Genomic DNA, 24,235 nt, shown 5'->3' with positions numbered 1-24,235 from the left:
TAATTCATTATAAATAATATATGTATGTATAAAACCTCCTGTGAAAAGGCTCACAGGAGGTTAAACTAAAGCGTATTTCGAGTTATATACTATTTGTCGAGGTAAGAATTGTGTGTGATAATTAATGGCGTGTTATAAAAAAGGAGAAAAATAGAAGTACATTGAAGTTAGTTGTGAATAAATTATAATTTAAAATTGAGCGGAAATAAGGAGCCCCAGTTACTTCATTATGCAACTGGGGCATTTTTTAATCTCTTCCTAACTTAATTATATCATGTAAATCAAGTTCGAAATAGACTGTTTCTTCTCATTTACTACTGTTACAATCAAGTACACATGCAAAGTAAGGAGAGATGTTACATGAGTTCTTTCGTTCTCGATTTTCAGGAAATAGAAAAAACGCAGCTTTTTCTCGTCGGTGGAAAAGGATTGAATTTAGGGGAGTTAACAAACATTCAAGGTATACAAGTACCCGAAGGTTTTTGTGTTACAACGGTAGGATATGAAAAGGCTATCGAGCAAAATGAAGAGCTTCAAACTTTGTTGCAGCAGCTAACAAAGTTGAAAATGGAAGAGCGTGCTCAAATTGGTGAAATGAGTAAGAAGATTAGAGAAGTCATTATGGCAGTAGAAATCCCTACTGATGTAGTGGAAGCAGTAGCTCATTATCTCTCGCGTTTTGGAAATGAACATGCGTATGCCGTGCGTTCGAGTGCTACGGCTGAAGATTTACCGTATGCTTCATTTGCAGGTCAACAAGATACGTATTTAAATATTATTGGAGAAGAAGCGATTTTACAGCATGTAAGAAAGTGCTGGGCGTCTTTATTTACAGAGCGAGCAGTTACGTACCGCATGCAAAATGGTTTTGAACATAATCAAGTTTCTATATGTGTTGTCATTCAAAAAATGGTTTTCCCTGAGGCTTCAGGGATTTTATTTACTGCGGATCCGATTACTTCGAATAGGAAGGTGTTGTCAATCGATGCCAGCTTTGGACTTGGCGAGGCGCTAGTATCTGGATTGGTTTCTGCCGATAATTATAAGGTAAAAGAAGATGAAATCGTCGAAAAGGTCATCGCAACGAAAAAATTAGCCATCTATGGACGAAAAGAAGGCGGAACAGAGAGAAAGAAAATTGCTCCTAATCAGCAAAAACTTCAAACATTGTCTGAACAACAAATTTTACAACTAGCAAGTATCGGAAGACAGATTGAAGCTTATTTTGGTTGTCCGCAAGATATTGAATGGTGTTTAGCCCATAATACATTTTATATTGTCCAAAGTCGCCCCATTACGACTTTATATCCAATTCCTGAAGAAAATGATGGGGGAAATCATGTATATATATCAGTTGGCCATCAACAAATGATGACTGATGCGATGAAACCACTTGGGTTATCTTTTTTCCTGTTAACGACTAATGCTCCTATGCGTAAAGCGGGAGGACGGCTGTTTGTTGATGCTACGCAACAATTAGCTTCACCTGCTAGCAGAAATTACTTAATAAACACTTTAGGAAAATCAGATCCACTCGTAAGAGATGCATTAACGACTATAATCGAGCGAGATAATTTTATTACATTGTTGCCGGATGATGAAAAAGAAAAGATTGTTAGTAAAAATAAGCAACTTGCAAATTCGCAACCAGAAATCGAAAATAATCCGGCAATCGTTACGAATTTAATACAGAATAGTGAAGCATCAATCAAAGAGTTAAAACGAAACATGCAAATGAAATCAGGGGTGGATGTACTTAATTTTATTTTGGAAGACATCCAGCAATTAAAAAAAGTATTATTTAACCCGCAAAGTATCGCTGTTATTATGGCAGGAATGAATGCTTCAGCATGGATGAATGAAAAAATGGAGCAATGGCTAGGCGAAAAAAATGCAGCAGACACGCTTTCTCAATCGGTACAAAATAATATTACATCTGAAATGGGTTTAGCATTAATGGATGTCGCTGATGTGATTCGGTCATATCCAGAAGTTATTACGTATTTACAACATGTAGAAAATGAGAACTTTTTGGATGAAATAGTTCAGTTTAAAGGTGGAGAAGAAGCTCGAGATGCCATTCTAACTTTTCTAAATAAATACGGAATGAGATGTAGCGGAGAAATCGACATTACGAAAACGCGCTGGAGTGAAAAGCCAACTACAATTATCCCGATGATTTTAAATAATATAAGAGATTTTGAATATGGTGCGAGTAAGCGGAAATTTGAAGAAGGACTGCAAGAAGCTTTAAAAAAAGAAGAAGAGTTAGTAAATCGATTACAGCACTTACCGGGTGGAAAACAAAAAGTAGAAGAAACGAAGCGAATGATTCGTAATATCCGTAATTTTATCGGCTATCGTGAATATCCAAAATACGGTATGATTAATCGTTATTTCATATATAAGCAAGCGTTACTGAAAGAAGCTGAGCAACTTGTGCAGAGCGGTGTCATTCATGAAGTTGATGATATATACTATTTAACTTTTGAAGAACTTCACGAAGTAGTTCGCACGAATAAACTAGATTATGAGCTTATCCAAAAACAAAAAAATGATTACAAATTATATGAAAAACTAATGCCTCCTCGTATAATGACGTCTGATGGAGAAATCATTACAGGTAAATATAAACGAGAAAACCTCCCAGATGATGCGATTGTAGGTTTGCCTGTTTCTTCAGGAGTGATTGAGGGGAGAGCTCGCGTTATTTTAAACATGGAAGAAGCGAATTTAGAAGAGGGCGACATATTAGTTACAGCTTTTACTGATCCGGGCTGGACACCATTGTTTGTGTCTATAAAAGGGTTAGTCACTGAAGTTGGCGGACTTATGACGCACGGAGCAGTAATTGCACGTGAATATGGATTACCGGCAGTTGTTGGAGTAGAGAATGCTACGAATTTAATAAAAGACGGACAACGAATTCGGGTACATGGAACAGAAGGGTATATTGAAGTGTTGTAATGAAATAAAAGAACATCCGCTATTATAGTGGATGTTCTTTTATTATATAGCTGAATTATTTCTTTAAGCCAGCTGCATAAAAAGGCCCATGAACTGCGATTGTTGATAAAAAGTGAGCAATCTCCTCAGGTGTTTCTTTTTGCCCGTTATTTAGCCATTGCTGAATCACACCAATATGAGCAGATGCCATATTTGTCATTGGGTTCGGTCTTACATGGATCGCGGATGGTATGGTAGGGGTAAATATTTCGAACTTCACAGATACGGCACTGTTTCTATCTATTACATCCTTTAGTTTCTTCTTAATGATATCGGCGGTACTTTCATTAGTTGGACTAAAGGGAATCGGTGTATTCGCTCTCTTACTATTCTTCGGGGCACCGTTATTATCGTTAGCACCGGAAATGTTGTTACCATTTTATCAAGACTGGGTGTACGCATGGTTGCCAATGCGATTTATGATTGAAGGGCTTAGAGAAATATTCTTCTTCGGAAAAGGATTAAGCTGGAGTACACCTCTTACTGTGCTCGTTTGGATTGGTGCAGTAAGTATGATGATTATTTTAGCGACTGCTTTCAAACGTAGTGGAGTAAAGGAACAAAAAACTGAAGTGAATGCATAAAAATTAATAAAGGAAAAACCGTTTCACTAGTAGTGGAGCAGTTTTTTATGTTGAAATACATGTAAGTGTACAAAATATATTGATATAATGAAAAGGGAGTTAGTTGTTTGTTGAACTAACTGTCCCTTAGCTAGGCTTGGGATGTAGAAATCCTCCTGAAAAACCTGTTGTACTATATAATGATTATCTCTGATATGCTTTAATTTTGTTAGTTTTTCTGCATTTTCTACCACACAACGTGAAATCGTAGAGGGTGTTGCAAAGTTAACAAAATATAAACATGCAAAAATAAATGCATAAAGAAATATAGTACTCAAGATTATTTTTAAAAAGTAAGGATTTCATAATAAAGCTCTTTGAAGAGGGGATAAACAAATAGACTAGTTTAAAATTGAACGTATGAAAAAGGAATGAGAGGAAGAGTAAAATGAAGCAGATTTCAATATTAATAGCGGATGATGAGGTGGAAATTGCGGAGTTAATTGGGATACATTTAGAAAAAGAAGGTTATCATGTTGTGAAAGTTACTGATGGAGAAGAAGCAGTTCTTATCATTCAATCGCAACCAATTGATTTAGTTATTTTAGATATTATGATGCCAAAAATAGATGGTTATGAAGTAGCAAGACAAATTCGTATCAAACATAATATGCCAATCATTTTCCTAAGCGCGAAAACATCTGATTTTGATAAGGTGACAGGTCTTGTACTAGGTGCGGATGATTATATGACAAAGCCTTTTTCACCAATTGAATTAGTTGCACGTGTAAATGCACAATTACGCAGATTTCTTACGTTAAATCAACCGAAAGTAGAGGAGAAGAAATCCGTTTTAGAAACAAGCGGAGTGGCTATTAATCTTGATCAACGAAAGGTAAATGTATATGGCGAACAAATTGAATTAACTCCAAAAGAGTTTGATATTTTATATTTATTAGCGAGTCATCCGAAGAAAGTGTACAGTGTGGAACACATTTTTCAGCAAGTGTGGACGGGTGATTATTACGATGGTGGAAGTACGGTTGCGGTACATATTCGTACTTTACGAAAAAAATTGGGGAGGATACAAGAAAGGATAAGTTAATAAAAACGGTATGGGGGGTAGGTTATACGTTCAATGGCTAACATGATGAGAAGTTTTCGTTTTAAAATGATTGCCTTGTTTGCGCTAAGCATGGTATTAGCAGCTGGTGGAACATATATAATTTATAAAGTATTACAGCTTTATTATAGAACGATGGTACGTTACGAAGATTATTTAGCTCAATTTAGACCAATTGTAGATATTAAATTCTTTTTAATGTGTTTTATCCCACTATCTGTTGTATTCTTTTTCTTTTTAACAAAACCATACTTAAAATATTTTAATGAAATTTCTAACGGTATTCACCATCTTGCTAACGGTGATTTTACAAAGAGAGTTCATATTACTTCAAATGATGAATTTGGCGAGATTGCGCGTGAAATAAATATAGCGAGTGAAAAACTAAAAGAGGCTGTTGAGAGAGGTGACTTTGCAGAAAGTAGTAAAGATCAGCTCGTTGTTAATTTAGCTCATGACTTAAGAACGCCTTTAACGTCTGTTTTAGGTTATTTAGATTTAATTCTTAAAGATGAGAGTTTATCGAAGGAGCAAATTAAACATTTTTCTATGATTGCATTTGCGAAATCGCAGCGACTTGAAAGTTTAATTGATGAGTTATTTGAAATTACGCGAATGAACTATGGCGTGCTAAAGTTAGATAAAAAAACAATTAATATAAGTGAATTGCTTATACAATTAGATGAGGAATTATATCCATTATTGGAGAAACATCATTTAGAAGCTAGGTTGAATGTTAATCCTCATTTATATATTTATGGTGACGGGAATTTGTTAGCTCGAGTATTTGAAAATCTTGTAACAAATGCGGTTAGATACGGAGATACTGGCCAATTTATTGATATGAATGGATATATTGAAAATGGAGAGGTTATCATACAAATTATTAATTACGGAGATAGCATTCCAGAAGAAGATTTGCCCTATCTTTTTGACATGCTTTATACAGGTGATAAAGCAAGAACAGGGCAACAAGGTGGTACAGGCCTTGGGTTATTTATTGCAAAAAATATTGTTGAACAGCATAATGGAACGATTTCAGCAGAAAGTAATGTAATTAGAACAATATTTGAAGTAAGATTGCCAAAAGAAGAGAGTTCAAGAATTTAATAAAAATTTAATGTTTACCCCACTTTTTATTTAATTAGTTTTTTCTATCCTATACGTATGTTAGGTCAAGGAGGAACTGGTAATGAAAAAGTGGGGCTTTTTATATTGTACATAGTATGTACGAGGCTTTATATATCATTTTCAAAAACGTTCAAAAATTATTAAAGAAAAGGACGTACAGTTTCTAAAAGTAAAACACATGAAAAAGTGAGGATATTATGATATGAAGAAAGCAAAAAAACTAGTCATCGTTGGTATGGTCACAATTGGTTTAGGAGTAGGGTCGTATATGACATTTGCAGGAGAATCTGAACCAGTTGAAACTTATAAAACATATGAAGTGACAGAAAAACAAATAGAGGAGGAGCAAAAATTAGGCGGAGAGGTTATCCCAAATGGTATAGAAACAATTTCATTCGATCCAACAAAAGGTACGTATGAAATAGCTGTTAAAAAAGGTGATGAAATAAAAAAAGGGCAACTTCTTTTTAAATATAATGACCCAATTACTAAACAAGGTGTAACAGAAGCGGAAATGCAAAAGAAAATTGCGCAAAAAGAAGTAACATTGCATCAGAAACAAATGGATGCAGCGAAGCAGAAATTAAAAAAAGATAAAAACGCTGGTCTTCCTGAGGGAACGTTAAAAGCATCAGAAATCGAAGTACAACAATTAGAATCACAAATTGAAATGAAAAGGTTTGAAGTAGAAAAAGCTGATGAAATGATTAAAGCAGCAAAAGAGAAAGTAAACACACTTTCAGTAACGAGCCCGGCTGATGGTGTAATTGATGACATCGTCAAAAATAATGATGCTGGAATGAGTGGGATTACGCTTCGTCACGCTGGTCCATTTAAAGTAAAAGGTCAACTGTCTGAATATGAGCTTGCGAGTGTGAAAGTTGGACAAGAAGTAATAGTTTCATCAAAAACTGTATCTGGTAAGACGTGGTCAGGAAAAGTTACAGAAATCGGATCTACACCAGTAAAGAATATGGATGAAAACAAAAGAGTTTCTAGCTATCCATTCACTGTTACATTAAACGAGAGTGAAGGATTACAAAACGGTTTCCACGTAAACGTGACAAATAAAACAGGCGAAGCAACAGGTACAATCGTTCCGAAAAGCAGTATGGTGAAAAAAGGTGACAAAGATGTTGTATTCGTTGTCAAAGATGGAAAAGCGAAAGAACAAGTAGTTACGGTTGAATTTGAAATGGATCATGAAGCAAAAGTTTCTGGAGTGAAAAAAGGTGTACAAATTATCTCTGAACCTATGAAAAATGTAAAAGATGGTATGGAGGTTAACACAAAATGATTCATTTAAAAGACATCACGAAATCTTTTCAAAACGGTACAGAGTCCGTCCAAATATTACATGGAATCGATGTAATACTGAATCAGGGGGAATTCACTTCCATTATGGGACCATCAGGTTCTGGTAAGTCAACCTTAATGAACATTATCGGTTGTTTAGATAAACCAACTGCAGGTACGTATGAGCTAGCTGGTCAAAACATTTCAACTATGTCTGAAACAGAACTTGCACACGTACGTAATAAAGAAATCGGCTTTGTATTCCAAAATTTCATGTTACTACCAAGGCTTACAGCCCTTCAAAATGTAGAATTACCTCTTATTTATGCAGGAGTTGATAAAAAAGAAAGACGCGAGCTTTCGTTAGCTGCTTTAACGAAAGTTGGGTTAGCTGAACGTGCTACTCATCTTCCAAGTGAGTTATCAGGTGGTCAAAAACAGCGTGTTGCTGTAGCGCGTGCAATTGTAAATAATCCGAAATTTATTTTAGCCGATGAACCAACTGGTGCACTTGATACGAAAACGAGTGAACAAATTATGGAGCTCTTTTACGAATTAAATAAACAAGGTTCAACGATTATTATGATTACTCACGATCGTGAAATCGGAGAAGCAGCAGCACGTCAAATTGTAATTCGTGACGGCAATATCGTACAAGATTGGAGAGAATAAATTTGAATACGAATGAAAATATACGCATGGCCATATCTTCTATTTTTGCGCATAAAATGCGATCTATATTAACAATGCTAGGTATTATTATTGGAATAAGTGCAATTATTACAATTATTTCAATGGGAGATGGACAGACTGCAAAGATGCAAAAGGAACTTGCAGAGAATCAGCATATGGATGAACTTAAAATAGAATACTTCAACCCGGATTTTCCGACAGAAAAAGCAAAAATTACACCACATATGGTAAAGCAATTGCAAGTGATACGAGGTGTAAAAGATGTGTATCCCAATGTGCATAGGGACGTAAAAGTATATACGGGATCAAAAAATGTTTCCTTTAGTTTAAATGGGGGAACAGGAAACTTTATGCAGGACTTTAAAATGAAGATGGTGCATGGGCGAGAGTTAACAACGGATGAACTGAAAAAGCCAATTCCTGTTGTAATTGTAGCTGAAGATTTATTTAAAACACTATTTGATACTTGGAAAGATTATTTGTATATAGATATAAAAGGAAAACCATATAAAGTTGTCGGGGTGTACAAATATGAAGACGGTTTTCAACGTCAATTTAAATTGTATGAAGGATATACATCTATCGACAATGCATCTTTAATTGCAGGGATTGAGGAATACGATACAGTGAAAATTAAGTTATCTTCTCCAAGTGAGCGAGAGGCTGTAGAAAAACAAGCTATATCTGTATTGAATGAATTGAAATCCCCAGAATTTGAGCATTCTTTTACAGTGGAGGATACGAAAGCATATGGTCAAAAAATAGAAGAGTCAACACGAACGATGAAAATAGTATTTGCTAGTATTGCTGGGATTTCCTTACTTGTAGGTGGTATTGGTGTGATGAATATTATGTTAGTATCCGTTACAGAGCGTACACGTGAAATAGGTATTCGAAAAGCGCTCGGTGCAACGAGAGGAAAAATATTAACACAATTTCTCATCGAAGCATGTATTTTAACGTCATTAGGCGGGGCGATTGGTTTTGGATTAGGTATGTTTTTTGCTTGGATCGCTTCATCAATAGGTGAATGGCCACTAGTTATTTCTGTAAGTCTTGGATTACTCTCAGTTGGAATATCGATGTCAATTGGTATTGTCTTTGGCATACTGCCGGCTAATAAAGCGGCTAAATTAGATCCGATTGAGTGTTTGCGATATGAATAAGTGAAAAGGTAATTTTTTAGTAAGGTGTTTTCAAAAAGTCATTGATGTAATGTCTTCTATTTCTGGAGGGCTGGCTGGTGACCTTATCTAGCTGTGCCCTTTGTCATATTTTACATCAATTATTTCCTGGAGGTTCAGATAAATGAATTTATTTGATATAGTTCAACGTAACATACGGCGTAATTTTAAAGAGTATATACTTTATTTTGTATCGTTAGCTTCAAGTATGCTTATCTATTTTATATTTGCATCACTTCGATATAGTACTCAAATAAAAAAAGAAATGGTTAATAATGTGATGATTAATAGTGTTCTTCAATCTTCAAAAGTGATTCTCATTATTTTTATAGCCATATTTATTATTTATTCTACTAATTTTTTTATAAGGAAACGTAAAAAAGAGGTAGGATTATATTCTTTACTAGGAATAACTAAAAAACAAATTGGTACGATGTTATTTTGTGAGACTATGATAATGGGAGGCTTTGCTTTAGTAGTTGGCATACTGATTGGCAGTATGAGTTTTAAGTTATTTTTAGAGCTGCTAATGAGTTTAATGAAATTAAATGTACCTATTCATTTTGAGTTATCTATAAAAGCAATAATAGACACGTTCATCGTCTTTTTATCTATTTTATTATATACAGCATGGAAAAACTCTCGCATTATTTATAAATTTCCATTGATTGAAATGTTTCAAGCTAATCATCAAGGAGAACGGATGCCAAAAGGTTCTGTACTTAGGGCGTATATAGGTCTTATTTTAATGGGATTAGGATATATATTAGCAGGCTTCTTCCGTGAAGTAGTAAATATTGTGCGGAATCCCATTGATCCTATGAACCCTATTATAAATCCTATAATGATTCCAGTTTTTATTTTGTTTTTAGTTGTTTTTGGGACATATTTTCTATTCACTTCTTATACAGTTATTGTTTTAAAGAAAATTAGAAGTAAAAGAGAAATATTTTATAGCGGTATAAATATAATAAACATTTCGCAATTACTATACCGAGTAAAAGGGAACGCTAAGTTACTTGCAACAATTGCTATATTAAGCGCTACAGCTTTAACGGCAATTAGTACAGTCGCAGCAGGGTATTATGTAGGGCAATCTGAAACAAATGGAGATTTTATGCAACTGTATGGAGTTGCGTTATTTATTGGAAGTTTTTTAGGGGGAATATTTGTTTTGGCGACAGGTTCAATTATATATTATAAACAATTATCTGAAGCGTATGCTAATCAGAGATATTATGAAACTCTTCGGAAAATAGGTGTTACGAAAAAAGAGGTAAGAAAGTCAATTTCGAAACAAGTTAGCTTTAGTTTTATTTCACCTCTAATAGTCGGACTTGTTCATAGCTTATTTGCGATACCGATAATTAACAATATACCTATAAATAACATCATTATTCCAATTTTAATTAGTAGTGGTGCATATTGCATAATTTACTTTGGGTATTATGTATTAACTGTTTATTCCTATTTTAAAGTTGTGTATAAATGAAATGTGTAAAAGATAAAACCGGTTCACTATTAGTGAACCGGTTTTTTTGAATTCATTATTACTCTATAGGAAAATAAAGTAGTGATAGATAGGTTTTTTAATCGAAGAGTTCGGATTTGCGTTTTCCTTTTATATACATGCTCCTGCTATTTCAAATTGCATAAAATGTTATGTGAAATAATGGAGGGGATACGATGTATAATTCGAATGATTATGATTGGTATAGGCAAAATGATAAGTTGATTCGTGATATTGAGAAAGCAATTAATGGAGAGTTTAGTGCAATAAGTTGCTATGCGAAATTAGCCAACATGGCTCCAAATGCGGCGGAACGAAATCAAATTCTTGAAATTCGTAACGATGAAATAAAGCATTTCCATCATTTTGTACAGATCTATACAAATTTAACTGGTCAGCAGCCTAAACCACAAATTACAGAAGAATGTCCAAATACGTACTTACAAGGATTAGAATTCGCAATACAAGATGAACAGAAGACAGTAGATTTTTACTTGGAAATTTCAGATGAAGCATCGGATGCACATATGAAAGAGTTATTGCGCAGAATAGCTGCCGATGAACAAAATCATGCGGTGTGGTTTTTATATTATTTTGTGAAGACGAAGTGAGCATTAAGAATAAATGGCTGATGTGATGAATATATTAGAATTTATTTTAAAGCGCAGTGCAACAATTGCATGAAAAACTTAATAAGCATAAAGAAACCGTTTCATAAGTAGTGGGACGGTTTTTTTTCGCGGTGAAATACAAGTTACATAGATATCGACAAAATATGGTAATTGAATTTGGTATATAATGTATGAAATGAAAACGAAAATAAATAAGCTAGGAGCAAATAAATGAAAAGAGGAATTACAGTAGATATTCCAAATGAATATGATAATTTACTTTGGAAAGTGTTAAAGCCAATTGATATTTCTTCATATGATTGGTGGGTAGGGAGTGAGGAGTCATACTTAATAGCACGTGGTGGATTGGATGAGGCATTATTTCCAGAAGAACCAAGTATAGTGGAAGGATCAGATTTGAAAATATTATTTAAAGACAATATATATTATGTTATTTTTGCAGATTTAAAAGCGTATTCAAAGGGAGAGGAAGTAGTAGATATTGAAACATATGAAGAATTTAAAGAGAGTAAGTGTGAATTAGTTTTACTAGTTGCGGATTGTACATACGTCACAATTTACGCTAAAGATCAAAAACAGATTGAATTGATGTATGAAAACGCAAGGAATCAAGGTTATTATGTTGAATACGTTACCGACGAAAATGACGGTAGAACGCGTTTATCAGTATGATAGCGATAGGAAAGGGGAACAGCGATATGGAGAGAAATACAGTTAAAGAATATACAATTCGAACTGCTACTGAAGAGGAAAGCGATAGCATTATTACTCTATTAAAAGAAGTAGCACAATGGCTACAATATAAAGAAGTGGATTAGTGGCAGTATCTTTTAGGAGAGGAAGCTACGGCTGAAATACTAGAATGTATAAGAGAGAAATATACATATGTTGTTCTGAAAGAAGATGAAATAGTTGGTACGGTTACAGTTTCTCCTAAACAAAATGAATGGGATGAACATATTTTTGGTAAAGAGGAAGTTTCTAATTCATTATATATTCATAGATTTGCGGTGAAACGGAAGTATAAGGGGAACGGAATTGGAGAATGGATTTTACAGTGGATAGAAGAGAATGTACAACATGACAAAGAGTATTTGAAGTTAGATTGCGTGGGGCATAATCGTACGTTGAATGATTTTTATAAGAAAAATAATTTTGAATATGTTGGAAGTACGGATGGGCTTAGTAAGTTTCAAAAGAAAAGGAGAATGTGAATGCATCCAATTAACGTAAGTTTAGTTGAAAAGTTAATACAGGAACAGTTTCCTGAATGGGCCCATTTAGAAGTGAAACCTGTAAAGTTTAGTGGGCATGATAATAGGACGTTTCACTTAGGGGATGAGATGAGTGTAAGATTGCCAAGTGATGCGGCATATGCACCGCAAGTAGAGAAAGAAAATAGTTGGCTTCCTATATTAAGTAAGGGACTTTCTTTACCAATTTCTACACCAATTGCGAAAGGAAATCCGTCTGAAGCGTATCCATTGCCTTGGTCTATTAATAAGTGGATAGAGGGAGAAACAGTTACGAAACAAAATGTTCGTGATTTAAATGAATTTGCGGCGGACTTAGGATCCTTTTTAGTAGAATTGCAATCTATTAATGCGAGTAACGGCCCTTTAGCTGGAGCACATAATTTTTACCGAGGCGGACTTATATCTGTATATGATGAAGAGGCGAGAGTTGCTATTGAAAATAATAAGGATGTTTTTGACGAGGCATTATTAAAGCATCTTTGGAATGTAGCACTTAGTTCAACATGGGACCGTAAGCCAGTTTGGATTCATGGAGATGTAGCACCGGGGAATTTACTCGTTAAAGAGGGAAAACTTTGTGCTGTAATTGATTTTGGTATTTTAGGTGTAGGAGATCCTGCTTGTGATGCGGCGATGGCATGGACTTTTTTTGATAAGAATAGCAGAAACGTATTTAAAGAAGTATTGCGCATAGATGAAGAAACGTGGAATAGAGCAAGAGGATGGGCACTTTGGAAAGCGTTAATTACATATGATGCGAATAAGACTAGTAATAACATAGTGGCAGAAGAATCGCATCGTGTTATTCAAGTAATTGTGGATGATTATGAGAGGTAGTAGAAAAAGCCTATTTTAAAATAGGCTTTTTTTTATATGATGAAATATTAGAAATGGGAAGAAGGAATATAACATAATTATACAGAATATTTAGATAATAGGAGGTGTCGAATTTTGAGTGAAATTGAATTAAAGAGTAATGTAATTAAGACAGGGCGAGAGAAGGGGATTATTCTTCGGTTTATACTTGCTAGCCTCGTTGGGGTGTTTATGTTTTTCGTTCCTGTTACGATAAACGGTGCATCGTCTATTATGATTGATCATATCGTATCGTGGATTAGGGCTTCGGTTCCAGGCGTAGTACCTTATTATGCATTGTTCGTTATGGCGATTGGTGCGATTTATCCATTTTATACGAAGAAATGGAATGCATCTATCGTAGACATTTGTTTTTCTATTTTAAAAGTAGTTGGCGTTGTATTTGGCATATTATATTGTTTAAAAGTAGGACCAGCTTGGTTCTTTGCGCCAGATGTTGGACCGTTTTTGTATGAGAAGCTAGTCATATCAGTAAGTTTGCTCGTTCCAATTGGCTCGGCGTTTTTAGCGTTATTAGTCGGATATGGATTGCTTGAATTTATCGGTACATTTTGTCGGCCGATTATGAGGCCATTATGGAATACGCCGGGGAGATCGGCAATCGACGCAGTTGCGTCCTTCGTTGGAAGTTATTCGCTTGCTCTCCTTATTACGAATCGCGTGTATAAAGAAGGAAAGTATACGACAAAAGAAGCGGCGATTATCGCTACAGGATTTTCTACAGTATCCGCTACATTTATGATCATCATCGCAAAAACATTAGATATTATGCATTTATGGAATGTTTATTTTTGGACTACGCTTGTTGTAACATTCATCGTGACTGCTATCACCGTAAGAATCCCACCCCTTAGTAGAAAACCAGATACATATGTAACAGAAGAAGGGTTCCCAGAGCCTGTTTATAAAGAGAAAATGTTAGAACGTGCTTGGGAAGATGCGTTAGAAGTATCAAAATCTGCACCGAGCATTATGAAAAATATTGCAGTGAATTTAAAAGATGGATTTATTATGACGATGGGAATTTTACCATCTATTATGTCAGTAGGATTAATTGGTATCGTCTTAGCGAAGTTCACGCCAATATTTGATTGGATTAGTTATATTTTCTATCCATTTACATGGCTATTACAATTACCGGAAGCAGAATTAGCTGCTAAAGCCGCATCAGTTGGTATTGCAGAAATGTTTTTACCGTCATTATTAGTAGTAAGTGCACCAATTGTGACAAAGTTTGTCATTGCAGTTGTTTCCGTATCATCTATTTTGTTTTTCTCCGCTTCCATTCCTTGTATATTATCAACAGATATTCCGTTAAAAGTGTCTGAACTTATTATTTTATATGTGCAGAGAACGATTTTAACGTTACTTATTATTACGCCGATTGCTTATTTATTGCTTTAAAGTTTTAATAAGGTAAAGTTATAAAAAAGAAGCCGTTTGTAAAAAGAGGGCTTCTTTTGTTTAAAAGCGGGATATTCTTATTTATTTTTCGTATATGACGTAACGCTTCTTAAGAAGATTCCTAGTCCCGCAAAAAAGAACCCTAAGCATAATAAGCTGCCTGGCGTTCCCCAAGTAATTTGATCTAGCATTTTTTATCCCCTCCCATTTATCATTATATAGAATTTATTGGAAATTACCAAAAATTTTTTTTTAAGGGTTACTGATGAGTCTTCCTACCTTATACGAGAAGAATATATTTGAAAAGAATTCTTTGCTCTATATTTTTTATATTCTTATAATACGTTTTATATTCTTATGATATAGTAACAACAAAGGGGGCTTAAAAATGGAAATTATTCACGAAAGAGCAAAGTTGCGGTTAATGGATAATACTGATGTCGAAACTTTGTTTTCGATTGTAGAAGGAAATCGGGCTATTTGGGCGTATTTAATCTCTAAAATGGATAGTGTGCAAGATATGCAACAATACGTTCAAAAAGCGATAAAAGGTTACGGAAGAGGTACTCAAATACCTTTCGTAACCGTAGATCAACAGTCGAATAAGATTGTAGGAAGTACACGTTTATATAATATTTCAGTAGAAGATAAGACAGTTGAGTTAGGGCAAACGTGGTATCATCCGAGTGTGCAACGTACGAGTATAAATTCAGAGTGTAAGTATATGCTTCTCCAGTATGCTTTTGAAAAACTGCATATGCTTAGGGTACAAATTAAGACGGATGCAAGAAATGAAAAAGCACAACGAGCAATTGAAAGGTTAGGAGCAGTAAAAGAGGGTGTGCTTCGAAATGAAAGAAAATTACCGAATGGTTATGTGAGAGATGCGGTGGTGTACAGTATTATCTCGAGTGAATGGCCAGGCGTAAAAGAACAATTGTTAGAAAAATTAGAGTTATATAAAGAAAAGTTATAATTCGTGTTTTGAAAGGTATATTGTTCGTGACATATGAAAAATATACCTTTTTTCTTACAAAATGCTACTTTATTTTAATTCCTTTTGTTTCATCGTTCCCTTCTGAGAAAAAATTCGTTACAATGTAGTTGTATGGTAATAAACTTATGAATTTAAAAAATGTAATGAAAACCGCAAATGAAAATGAATTGATAATCCTCAATTTTAAATGAAAACCCTTTTATACATAAATAACAAGTAAAGTTCCTTCTTTTAAATAAACTCAAACAAAACGATTTGATATAAATGTTTTTTATAGAAGTATGGATGATGTACGGAGGCAATTACAAATGAAAGAAAATAAGAAGAGTAAGAAAAGACGAATCTTTCAAGTATTTTTACTAATGATTTGTTCTGCTATTTTATATGTAAGTTATGCAGCTTACGATATTTGGAGTTATCGTTTTAAAGCAAATGATGACGTGAAAACGGATGCTGGTATCGTACTAGGAGCAGCTTCGTGGAACGGAAAACCATCTCCTGTATTTAAAGAAAGAATTAATCATGCGATTTCTTTATATAAGAACGGAAATATTAAAAAGATTATTTTTACAGGTGGTACAAAGTTCGAAGCAGAACTTGAGGAAGCACGTACTGCAAGAGTATATGCAATGAAACAAGGTGTAAAAGAGGAAGATATTTTAATTGAAACTAAATCCCTTTTCACTGAAGAAAATTTAAAAAATGCGAAGCAAGTTGGAATAGAGAACGGAATACGCACATACACGATTGTAAGTGATCCACTTCATATGAAACGCGCAATGAGAATTGCAAAACATATTAATATTGAAGCGTATGCTTCACCAACGCCGACATCAGCATATAAAACGTTAGACACAGAAATTCCATTCTTCTTTAAAGAATTATTCTCGTATATTGGATATGTAACCTCTTTGCCATTAAAGGCATTGAAGGGAGATTAACATAAGAAAAGAACCTATCCTTAAATAGGAACTTTTCTTATTAGTCAAAAACATTGTATTTTTATCGGAATAGTGAAACAATAGAGAGGTAGCTTCATATAATCATAATGAAAAAGTGAGCGGTTGATGAATCGAACATAAAGGAGATTATAGTATGGCACTCTCATTTGTTGAAACAGAAGAACAATCTTTCATTATTGCACAAATAAATAAATTGATTCCGAAGTTCATGGAAAGGGAGCATCAGCTAAGTGAATTGGGATCATTTCCGTATGAAAATATAAATGATTTGAAAGATATCGGATATACGAAATTAACGTTACCGAAGGAATTTGGTGGTAGTGCGATTTCTTTATATGACTTTGTTTTATTTCAAGAGAAAATCGCGGAAGGCTGCGGAGCTACAGCATTATCGATTGGCTGGCATCTTGGCATTGTGAAAGAGCTAGCGGAAAATCGCTCTTGGAATGATGAGATGTTCAAATGGTTTTGCGAAGAAGTACGTAATGGTGCGCTCTTTAACAGGGCAGCAACAGAACCGAAAACAGGGAGTCCGACGCGTGGCGGCAAACCAGAAACAATAGCGGTTCAACAAGGCGAGAAGTGGGTTATAAATGGAAGAAAAACTTTTACAACGATGGCGCCAGTACTTGATTATTTTATTATTTCAGCAAGTATGGAAGGCCAAGAAGAAGTTGGTGAGTTTGTTATTCCAAGAAATACACTCGGTGTATCTATTGAAGAAACGTGGGATAGCGTTGCAATGCGAGGGACTGCTAGCCACGACCTTGTCTTACAAAATGTAGAGATAGAAAGTCGCTTTTTTACAGATATAAAAGGCGGGAAAGTAAAACAAAAGGGTGTTGGCTGGTTGCTACATATACCAGCATGTTATTTAGGAATTGCACAATCAGCAAGAAATTATGCAGTTCAATTTGCGGAATCATACAAGCCAAACAGTTTAAACCATTCTATTAGTTTATTGCCGAATGTTAGAAGATTAGTTGGAGAATTAGAACTCGAGCTTATGCAAGCTCGCGTCTTTTTATATCAAATTGCGAAAAAGTACGATGAGGCAGAAGATAAACTATCACTGCAAGCAGAATTAGCAGCCGTGAAATATGCTGTAACAAATGCGGCGATATCTATAGTGGATAAATCGATGCGCATCGTAGGAGCAAAAAGTTTATCAGAAAAAAATCCGCTCCATCGTTACTATTTAAACGTCAGAGCAGGACTGCATAATCCACCGATGGATGATGCAACATTGTCTATGCTGGCGGATGCGGCGTTTCGGTCGTAGTTTTTAAAGCTTACATTTTATTGTTTATGGATATTATATTTGTTTTGAAAGCACGGGTTTGATTAGTAATCAAACCCGTGCTTTTTATGTGTATGAAGTACTTAGTTGAGATGTAGGTTTTTAATATAAATGATTATCATGGTTTTTTGGTTGTTTCTTGTTGAAAAATTCTTATTGTAATGCCAGTTTGGAGGTTGTATAAACATTTTTCGTATTTAATCCCAAATTAAAGGTCTTTCCAAGTTTACCATTCGTAAATATTGTAAAAATTGACCTGCATGGACCGCATCATGATAGGCAATTCGTAATAGCATGTCGCCTAAATATCTTTGATAGCCAACATCGCTTCGATCAATAAGGGTTGAATCTAGCTCAGCTATGCTTATGGATTGAACATATTCTATGAAGTCAGTAAAGTATACTTGTGCCAATTCAATTTCTTTTTTTACACAAGTAATTGGCTCGTCATCATACGGGAAATGTATATCATGTATTGAGCCGTTGTTTTTTAAAATCATATGATAGTAAAAAGTTGAGCTCCATACATGACGAATCATCTCACCAAAGGACATAGCTTCATGATCAGGCTTCCAATTAAGAAAATTATCGGGAAGAGAATCCCATAATTTTTCTGAGCGTCTTCTCGTTTCTTTCAAATTTAATATACTAAGATCAATTGCATTCATAATACATTCTCCTTTACTATTAAACTTAAAATAATTGTATCAGTTTAATAGTTAGGGTATCATCGAAATATGAATGTATATCCGAATATCTCATATATAGCCAAACTAATTGCTGAACCTACAAGAGCAATTATCTTAGATTGTTTAATGAATAATCAGGCACTACCTGCCAGCGAATTAGCTTATATGGCAAAGGTGTCACATCCAACGATTAGTTCTCACCTTTCAAAATTAGTAGAGGGGAATCTACTTACAGTTGAACAACATGGTAGACATCGTTACTATCGACTTGCTAATCAAGAGGTAGCAGAAGTTCTTGAAAAGTTAGGAACAATTGCACCAACAGTCCAAGTTCGGTCTTTAAAACAATCGGACCAACTAAAACAAATTCGTTATGCTCGAACTTGCTATGATCATCTTGCAGGCAAACTCGGTGTAGAGATAACTGAAAAATTACTAGATAGGCAATTTATAATTTTAGAGGATGGAGAATACATTGTAACGGAACAAGGTAAGCAATGGTTTCTGAATTTTGGAATAAATGTTGATGAGGCAGATACAAAAAGGAGGGTATTTGCAAAACCTTGCCTTGATTGGAGTGAACGGCGTTATCATATTTCTGGTTGGTTAGGGTCTGCAATTGCAAAACTGCTTTTTGAACAGGGATGGATTACGAAAATGGATAAGAACCGAGCTGTCCATCTTACAAAGAAAGGTGTAAAGTTATTGGAAGATCAATTAGGCATTGATATGAAAACTGAGGAAAGAAAAGCTTGAAATTAGAAAAGTCCGTCAAAATGATGGGTTTTTTCATTATGGTAGGAGTGTACATGAATAATAGGATGTTACCAATAATTGTTGCCAATAAAAAAATCTTTCTTTTCATTCTTCTTTTTTAAGTTTTAAAGGAGAAAGCTAGGCTTCTTATTTTTACTAATGTTATAATAAGAAAAAAGCACGAAAAGAGGTCATCTCATGCTAGAGGTTATTGCAACATGTTTAGAAGATGTAAAACGAATTGAAAGCGCTGGCGGGAAGCGGATTGAATTAATTTCATCTTATACAGAAGGTGGTTTAACGCCGAGCTATGCATTTATTAAAAAAGCGGTAGAAGCAGTACATATACCGATTCACGTTATGATTCGCCCGCATGCGAAGTCTTTTACATATACGGAAGAAGAAATTGAAATGATGAAGGAAGATATTATCATTGCACAGAAGTTAGGTGCAGCTGGTGTTGTATTAGGTGTATTAAACGAACAAAATGAAGTGGATGAAAAGAAATTAGCAGATTTACTATCTGTTGTAGATGGAATAAATGTAACGTACCACCGTGCGATAGATGATATAGAAAATCCAGTAGAAGCGATGAGAACTTTAAAGAAGTTTCATAAAGTGACTCACGTTTTAACTTCAGGTGGACAAGGAAATATAGTAGAGAATATTCCGGTGCTTACAGAAATGCAAAAGGTAAGCGATGGTCAAATTCAGCTTGTAGCTGGAGCTGGCGTGACGAAAGAAAATATAAAGCGATTGCTAGATGAAACTGGAATCACGCAAGCTCATGTCGGTACAGCGGTAAGAGAAGGAAAATCATGTTTTTCTGAAATAGACCCTAATTTAGTACAAGAATTAGTTAAAATCATAAAATAAGTGCTTAAGAAAGAGGAGAAACGATGAAGGAAAATACGAAGAAAGAATTATTCTCTTGGGCTAAAACGATAGGTTTTACCCTTGTATTAATTGCTATTATTCGCGGTGTTTTATTTACACCTTCTTTAGTGCAAGGTGAATCAATGATGCCCACTTTAAAAAATAACGAACGAGTTCTCGTGAATAAGATTGGTTATAGTATAAGTGGATTAGATCGCTTTGATATTATCGTCTTCCACGGAAAAGAAGGATACGATTTAGTAAAACGAGTAATTGGTTTGCCAGGCGATACAGTTGAGTATAAAAATGATGTTTTATATGTAAACGGAAAAGCGATGGAAGAACCATATTTAAAAAAGTTTAAAGAAAAAGCAGTAGGCCGTGTATTAACTCCAGACTTTACGTTAGAACAAATCACAGGGAAAACGAAAGTGCCAGAAGGCCAAGTATTTGTTTTAGGGGATAATCGTGAAGTTTCTAAGGATGGTCGCATGTTTGGCTTTATTTCAGAAGATGAAATTGTCGGAAAAGGACAAGCTGTTTTCTGGCCGTTGGAACAAGTAAGAGCGTTATAAAGTGTGGTGAAGTATGGGAGAAATATTCTTCCATACTTTTTTATTTGCTTAAAATCTATTGATTGAATTGAAAGAATATTTTATAATTTTAAATTATATGTTTGTTTCGAAAAATGGAATTTAAGTTCCGTAATTTGGAACGAAAGGGAGATAGAATGAGTATAAATAAAACGGCAGTTAAGACAATGGATATTTTAGAGTTGTTTTATGAGCATGAAGAGCTAAGTTTAACTGAGATGGTTCGGCTTACAAATATGCCGAAAACATCTGTTTATCGTTTAATTGGCTCGTTAGAAGAGATGGCGTTTTTACAAAAAAACGAAAAGGGGAAATATCGTTTAGGGGTCGTATTTTTACGGTTCGGTCAACTTGTTTCACAACGATTATCAGTAAGAAATTTAGCAATTCCTTATATGAAAGAACTTAGAGATAGTTTAGGACAGGCAGTTAATTTAATAATTCAAGATGGTAATGACGCAATTTATGTTGAAAAGATGGAGGGTGTTCAGCCGGTACGCGTGTATACGGCGGTTGGAAGAAGAGCACCGCTTTATGCTGGTGCATGTCCAAGAATTTTACTATCGTATTTCTCTGAGGAAGAGAAACGGAGATACATAGAGGAAGTGGATTTAAAACAGTTTGCAGATGGAACAATCGTGGATAAGGAACAATTGTTAGAAGTGTTGCAAATGGCAAAAAAGGAAGGCTACACAATTAGTTATTCTGAGTTAGAAAATCATACAGCCGCGATAGCAGCACCCATTTTCGCGAGCGATGGAACGGTTGTAGCAGGCATTAGTATTTCAGGATTAGCAATTGAGTACAGCGAAAGTAACATTTCATATTTTATTGCGAAGGTGAAAGAAACAGCGCATCGCATTTCGAAAGAACTCGGCTTTTTGGCATAGAAAGAGGGAGTAGGATGAAATTTTCTGCGTTAGGGGATCAAGCAATTATTGTTACATTTGGTGAAGAAATTAAGATGGGTATATATGAGAAAGTACAGCGGTTATTTCAAGCACTGCAACAACATCCGTTTGCAGGAATGATTGAGTGTGTTCCGTCGTTTACTTCATTAGCTGTTTACTACAATGTATACGAAGTATGGAAGAGAAATGAGAGAAGTGAAAGATCATATGATTACGTTCGCCAGTATATAAAGGAGCTGTGTGATTCTTATAAAGAAGAAGTAAAACAGGATGTGAAACATATTTCTATACCAGTGTGCTACGGGGGAGAATATGGACCTGATTTAGAAGAGGTTGCACATTATAAAGGTTTACAAGTAGAAGATGTGATTCGAATACATAGTGAAACTACATATTTTGTATATATGTTAGGTTTTACACCAGGGTTCCCGTATTTAGGAGGACTATCAAAAGAATTAGAAACACCTAGAAAAGAAACACCACGGTTACAAATCTCTCCTGGTTCAGTAGGTATTGGCGGAAATCAAACAGGTATATATCCGCTTGAAACACCAGGAGGATGGAATATTATCGGCCGAACACCTATTACTCTATTTAATCCGAAAGAAGAAATACCAACATATATTCAAAGTGGTATGTATTTACGATTTATCCCGATAACGAAGGAAGAGTATGTATCTCTTGAGGGGGCTAAAGAATGGATGTAGAGGTTTTGCATGCAGGAATGTTTACAACAGTCCAAGATTTAGGGCGATCTTATTATCAACAGTTTGGTGTACCTGTTGGGGGTGCTATGGATAAAAATGCGCTTAGGCTCATCAATATGTTAGTCGGTAATGAAGAGAATGAAGCAGGATTAGAAATGACGATTTTAGGTCCTAAATTGTTAATAAAGAAAACGACTTTACTCGCAATTGGTGGGGCTGATATGGAACCGTTGTTAAATGGAGAACGTATCCCATTATGGCGTCCCATTTTAGCGGAAGAAGGTAGTATGCTTTGTTTTGGAAAAGTGAAAAGTGGTTGTAGAGCGTATGTGACTTTTGCGGGTGGTATACATATTGAGCGTACAATGGGAAGCAAAAGTACGTACATACGTGCTGCGATTGGTGGTATAGAAGGAAGAATGCTGAAAAAAGGAGATTGTTTTCAAATTGGTACGTACTCAGAAATGGCGAATCGTTTCATTCAAGACTTACAAAAAGATGAGCGAATAAAAACGAAATGGGTAATTAGCAACAGCGTACTACCAAAGTATAAGAAACATCCTAAGCTTCGTGTCATAACTGACTTTGAATACGATCAATTTATCGAAGAAAGTAGAAAGGCATTTTTTACGAAAGAGTATAAGGTATCTAATTATGCTGACCGTATGGGCTACAGGGTTGAGGGAGAAGTTTTAAATAGGATTGAAGAAAAAGAGATTTTATCGAGTCCTGTTACATTTGGAACCATTCAAGTTCCTAATGGTGGACAGCCGATTATATTAATGGTAGATAGGCAAACGACAGGTGGCTATCCGAGAATGGGAAATATCATTTCAGTAGATTTACCTCTTCTTGCCCAGCTAAAGCCGGGGGACTATGTTTCTTTTGAGAAAATTACGCTTGAAGAAGCGGAACAATTGTACATAGAACAAGAAGTAAATAGCAATCTATTAAAGAGATTTATCGCTTTACGAAGTTAAAATTAGGAGGAAAACAGTGTGACTACAATCGATTTAAACTGTGATTTAGGAGAAAGTTTTGGAGCTTATAAGATGGGGAATGATGGTGAAATTCTTCCGTTCGTTTCCTCTATAAACGTTGCTTGCGGTTTTCATGCGGGTGATCCGTCTGTTATGCGTCAAACTGTTGAAAAAGCTTTGGAGCATAACGTAGCAATAGGGGCGCATCCTGGATTTCCTGATTTAATTGGATTCGGTAGAAGAAACATGAATGTTTCAGCAAGTGAAGTATACGATTATGTTTTATATCAAATCGGCGCATTAGACGGGTTTGTAAAAGTGGCTGGCGGGAAGATGCATCATGTAAAGCCGCACGGTGCCTTATATAATATGGCGGCGTCTAATTCGGAAATTGCAGATGCAATCGCAAAGGCAATTTATCGTATAAATCCAAGTCTATTACTTTATGGATTAGCAAATAGCGTGGCATTTATACAGGCTGCAGAAAAATACAAAGTAACTCTCGTACAAGAGGCTTTTGCGGATCGTACATATAAGCAAGATGGTACATTAACGAGCCGTACAGAAGAAAATGCGCTTATAAAAGATGAAGACGAAGCGATAAAGCAAGTACTTCAAATGGTGAAAGAAGGCCATGTAAATTCGATCAATGGAGAGAAAGTAGCAGTTCAGGCGCAAACGATTTGTTTACACGGTGATGGGGAAAAAGCAGTGCAATTTGCAGAAAGAATATACAGAACATTCGAACATAATGGTGTTTCTATATGTGCACCGAAATAAAAAATGAGGG

At 35.1% G+C, this 24,235-nt stretch carries 21 protein-coding genes and 4 pseudogenes; 23 read left to right on the top strand and 2 right to left on the bottom strand.

Features of this window, described 5'->3' with window-relative positions:
• Positions 1–360: 360 nt before the first annotated feature.
• Positions 361–2,967 carry a phosphoenolpyruvate synthase gene (ppsA, locus tag NST86_RS15515; RefSeq protein WP_000094188.1) on the top strand — a complete coding sequence of 869 codons (2,607 nt, stop codon included), beginning with the start codon at positions 361–363 and terminating at the stop codon, positions 2,965–2,967.
• A gap of 55 nt (positions 2,968–3,022) precedes the next feature.
• Here ppsA and NST86_RS15510 read toward each other — a convergent pair.
• Positions 3,023–3,157, bottom strand: a pseudogene (locus NST86_RS15510) (TetR-like C-terminal domain-containing protein); the annotation flags it as partial.
• Here NST86_RS15510 and NST86_RS15505 point away from each other — a divergent pair.
• The 15 genes and pseudogenes from NST86_RS15505 to NST86_RS15435 form a co-directional block, all read left to right on the top strand.
• Positions 3,147–3,590 (top strand): annotated as a pseudogene (locus NST86_RS15505) (phage infection protein); the annotation flags it as partial. The pseudogenes NST86_RS15510 and NST86_RS15505 overlap by 11 nt on opposite strands.
• A gap of 427 nt (positions 3,591–4,017) precedes the next feature.
• Positions 4,018–4,715: pseudogene (locus NST86_RS15500) on the top strand (response regulator transcription factor).
• Positions 4,708–5,802: a HAMP domain-containing sensor histidine kinase gene (locus NST86_RS15495; RefSeq protein WP_000002612.1), complete on the top strand. Its 1,095-nt coding sequence runs from the start codon at positions 4,708–4,710 to the stop codon at positions 5,800–5,802. The pseudogene NST86_RS15500 and the gene NST86_RS15495 overlap by 8 nt, the downstream one beginning before the upstream one ends.
• Before the next feature lie 223 nt (positions 5,803–6,025).
• A complete protein-coding gene (locus tag NST86_RS15490; protein ID WP_086423632.1) occupies positions 6,026–7,120 on the top strand; it encodes an efflux RND transporter periplasmic adaptor subunit in 1,095 nt (364 codons plus the stop codon).
• Entirely contained in the window at positions 7,117–7,791 is a 675-nt protein-coding gene (locus tag NST86_RS15485; protein WP_000581539.1) for an ABC transporter ATP-binding protein, read from the top strand. The genes NST86_RS15490 and NST86_RS15485 overlap by 4 nt, the downstream gene beginning before the upstream one ends.
• Positions 7,792–7,793: 2 nt before the next feature.
• Positions 7,794–8,978: an ABC transporter permease gene (locus tag NST86_RS15480; protein ID WP_086392027.1), complete on the top strand. Its 1,185-nt coding sequence runs from the start codon at positions 7,794–7,796 to the stop codon at positions 8,976–8,978.
• Between the two features lie 142 nt (positions 8,979–9,120).
• On the top strand, positions 9,121–10,488 hold the full coding sequence (locus tag NST86_RS15475; RefSeq protein ID WP_086423633.1) for an FtsX-like permease family protein: 1,368 nt from the start codon (positions 9,121–9,123) through the stop codon (positions 10,486–10,488).
• Between the two features lie 194 nt (positions 10,489–10,682).
• Positions 10,683–11,117, top strand: coding sequence for a ferritin-like domain-containing protein (locus NST86_RS15470; protein WP_000282808.1), 435 nt, complete (start codon positions 10,683–10,685; stop codon positions 11,115–11,117).
• 231 nt (positions 11,118–11,348) lie between these two features.
• The gene (locus NST86_RS15465; protein ID WP_000820206.1) at positions 11,349–11,810 is read left to right on the top strand and encodes a DUF2691 family protein; all 462 of its coding nucleotides are present in this window, start codon (positions 11,349–11,351) and stop codon (positions 11,808–11,810) included.
• Positions 11,811–11,836: 26 nt separating this feature from the next.
• A pseudogene (locus NST86_RS15460) lies at positions 11,837–12,352 on the top strand (GNAT family N-acetyltransferase).
• Entirely contained in the window at positions 12,353–13,231 is an 879-nt protein-coding gene (locus NST86_RS15455; RefSeq protein ID WP_086423634.1) for an aminoglycoside phosphotransferase family protein, read from the top strand. It begins immediately after the preceding pseudogene.
• Positions 13,232–13,345: 114 nt separating this feature from the next.
• Positions 13,346–14,674: a YjiH family protein gene (locus NST86_RS15450; RefSeq protein ID WP_001289419.1), complete on the top strand. Its 1,329-nt coding sequence runs from the start codon at positions 13,346–13,348 to the stop codon at positions 14,672–14,674.
• A gap of 388 nt (positions 14,675–15,062) precedes the next feature.
• Complete coding sequence (locus NST86_RS15445) at positions 15,063–15,650, top strand: GNAT family N-acetyltransferase (protein ID WP_000402581.1); 588 nt, start codon at positions 15,063–15,065, stop codon at positions 15,648–15,650.
• Positions 15,651–15,979: 329 nt separating this feature from the next.
• Positions 15,980–16,612: a YdcF family protein gene (locus NST86_RS15440; RefSeq protein WP_000662216.1), complete on the top strand. Its 633-nt coding sequence runs from the start codon at positions 15,980–15,982 to the stop codon at positions 16,610–16,612.
• 154 nt (positions 16,613–16,766) lie between these two features.
• On the top strand, positions 16,767–17,915 hold the full coding sequence (locus NST86_RS15435) for an acyl-CoA dehydrogenase family protein (RefSeq protein ID WP_001218341.1): 1,149 nt from the start codon (positions 16,767–16,769) through the stop codon (positions 17,913–17,915).
• A gap of 215 nt (positions 17,916–18,130) precedes the next feature.
• Here NST86_RS15435 and NST86_RS15430 read toward each other — a convergent pair whose 3' ends face one another.
• Positions 18,131–18,601, bottom strand: a complete 471-nt coding sequence (locus tag NST86_RS15430) for a DinB family protein (protein WP_061664381.1) — start codon at positions 18,599–18,601, stop codon at positions 18,131–18,133.
• A gap of 69 nt (positions 18,602–18,670) precedes the next feature.
• On the opposite strand from NST86_RS15430, the gene NST86_RS15425 reads away from it, so the two are divergent.
• The 7 genes from NST86_RS15425 (at position 18,671) to pxpA (ending at position 24,225) form a co-directional block, all read left to right on the top strand.
• Positions 18,671–19,378: an ArsR/SmtB family transcription factor gene (locus tag NST86_RS15425; RefSeq protein WP_061664382.1), complete on the top strand. Its 708-nt coding sequence runs from the start codon at positions 18,671–18,673 to the stop codon at positions 19,376–19,378.
• Positions 19,379–19,576: 198 nt separating this feature from the next.
• Entirely contained in the window at positions 19,577–20,254 is a 678-nt protein-coding gene (locus NST86_RS15420) for a copper homeostasis protein CutC (protein ID WP_086423635.1), read from the top strand.
• A 23-nt stretch (positions 20,255–20,277) separates the two neighbouring features.
• Positions 20,278–20,829, top strand: a complete 552-nt coding sequence (gene lepB / locus NST86_RS15415; RefSeq protein WP_000662498.1) for a signal peptidase I — start codon at positions 20,278–20,280, stop codon at positions 20,827–20,829.
• Between the two features lie 155 nt (positions 20,830–20,984).
• Complete coding sequence (locus NST86_RS15410) at positions 20,985–21,737, top strand: IclR family transcriptional regulator (RefSeq protein WP_086423636.1); 753 nt, start codon at positions 20,985–20,987, stop codon at positions 21,735–21,737.
• Between the two features lie 14 nt (positions 21,738–21,751).
• Entirely contained in the window at positions 21,752–22,465 is a 714-nt protein-coding gene (pxpB, locus tag NST86_RS15405) for a 5-oxoprolinase subunit PxpB (protein WP_000672278.1), read from the top strand.
• Complete coding sequence (locus NST86_RS15400; RefSeq protein WP_000382252.1) at positions 22,456–23,445, top strand: 5-oxoprolinase subunit C family protein; 990 nt, start codon at positions 22,456–22,458, stop codon at positions 23,443–23,445. Before pxpB ends, NST86_RS15400 begins: the two co-directional genes overlap by 10 nt.
• Positions 23,446–23,463: 18 nt before the next feature.
• Complete coding sequence (gene pxpA, locus NST86_RS15395) at positions 23,464–24,225, top strand: 5-oxoprolinase subunit PxpA (RefSeq protein ID WP_000207353.1); 762 nt, start codon at positions 23,464–23,466, stop codon at positions 24,223–24,225.
• The last annotated feature ends 10 nt before the right edge of the window (positions 24,226–24,235 follow it).

The organism is Bacillus sp. FSL L8-0199 (assembly GCF_038005705.1).
Lineage (GTDB): Bacteria > Bacillota > Bacilli > Bacillales > Bacillaceae_G > Bacillus_A > Bacillus_A cereus.
The sequence above is the reverse complement of the archived record's forward strand: the minus strand, read 5'-3'. Positions and strand labels throughout refer to the sequence as shown.

Bases quoted from the DNA above. Each gene is read 5' to 3' on its own strand.
- ppsA (WP_000094188.1), top strand. From the start codon at position 361: ATGAGTTCTTTCGTTCTCGATTTTCAGGAAATAGAAAAAACGCAGCTT.
- NST86_RS15495 (WP_000002612.1), top strand. From the start codon at position 4,708: ATGGCTAACATGATGAGAAGTTTTCGTTTTAAAATGATTGCCTTGTTT.
- NST86_RS15490 (WP_086423632.1), top strand. From the start codon at position 6,026: ATGAAGAAAGCAAAAAAACTAGTCATCGTTGGTATGGTCACAATTGGT.
- NST86_RS15485 (WP_000581539.1), top strand. From the start codon at position 7,117: ATGATTCATTTAAAAGACATCACGAAATCTTTTCAAAACGGTACAGAG.
- NST86_RS15475 (WP_086423633.1), top strand. From the start codon at position 9,121: ATGAATTTATTTGATATAGTTCAACGTAACATACGGCGTAATTTTAAA.
- NST86_RS15470 (WP_000282808.1), top strand. From the start codon at position 10,683: ATGTATAATTCGAATGATTATGATTGGTATAGGCAAAATGATAAGTTG.
- NST86_RS15465 (WP_000820206.1), top strand. From the start codon at position 11,349: ATGAAAAGAGGAATTACAGTAGATATTCCAAATGAATATGATAATTTA.
- NST86_RS15455 (WP_086423634.1), top strand. From the start codon at position 12,353: ATGCATCCAATTAACGTAAGTTTAGTTGAAAAGTTAATACAGGAACAG.
- NST86_RS15445 (WP_000402581.1), top strand. From the start codon at position 15,063: ATGGAAATTATTCACGAAAGAGCAAAGTTGCGGTTAATGGATAATACT.
- NST86_RS15440 (WP_000662216.1), top strand. From the start codon at position 15,980: ATGAAAGAAAATAAGAAGAGTAAGAAAAGACGAATCTTTCAAGTATTT.
- NST86_RS15435 (WP_001218341.1), top strand. From the start codon at position 16,767: ATGGCACTCTCATTTGTTGAAACAGAAGAACAATCTTTCATTATTGCA.
- NST86_RS15430 (WP_061664381.1), bottom strand. From the start codon at position 18,601: ATGAATGCAATTGATCTTAGTATATTAAATTTGAAAGAAACGAGAAGA.
- NST86_RS15425 (WP_061664382.1), top strand. From the start codon at position 18,671: ATGAATGTATATCCGAATATCTCATATATAGCCAAACTAATTGCTGAA.
- NST86_RS15420 (WP_086423635.1), top strand. From the start codon at position 19,577: ATGCTAGAGGTTATTGCAACATGTTTAGAAGATGTAAAACGAATTGAA.
- lepB (WP_000662498.1), top strand. From the start codon at position 20,278: ATGAAGGAAAATACGAAGAAAGAATTATTCTCTTGGGCTAAAACGATA.
- NST86_RS15410 (WP_086423636.1), top strand. From the start codon at position 20,985: ATGAGTATAAATAAAACGGCAGTTAAGACAATGGATATTTTAGAGTTG.
- pxpB (WP_000672278.1), top strand. From the start codon at position 21,752: ATGAAATTTTCTGCGTTAGGGGATCAAGCAATTATTGTTACATTTGGT.
- NST86_RS15400 (WP_000382252.1), top strand. From the start codon at position 22,456: ATGGATGTAGAGGTTTTGCATGCAGGAATGTTTACAACAGTCCAAGAT.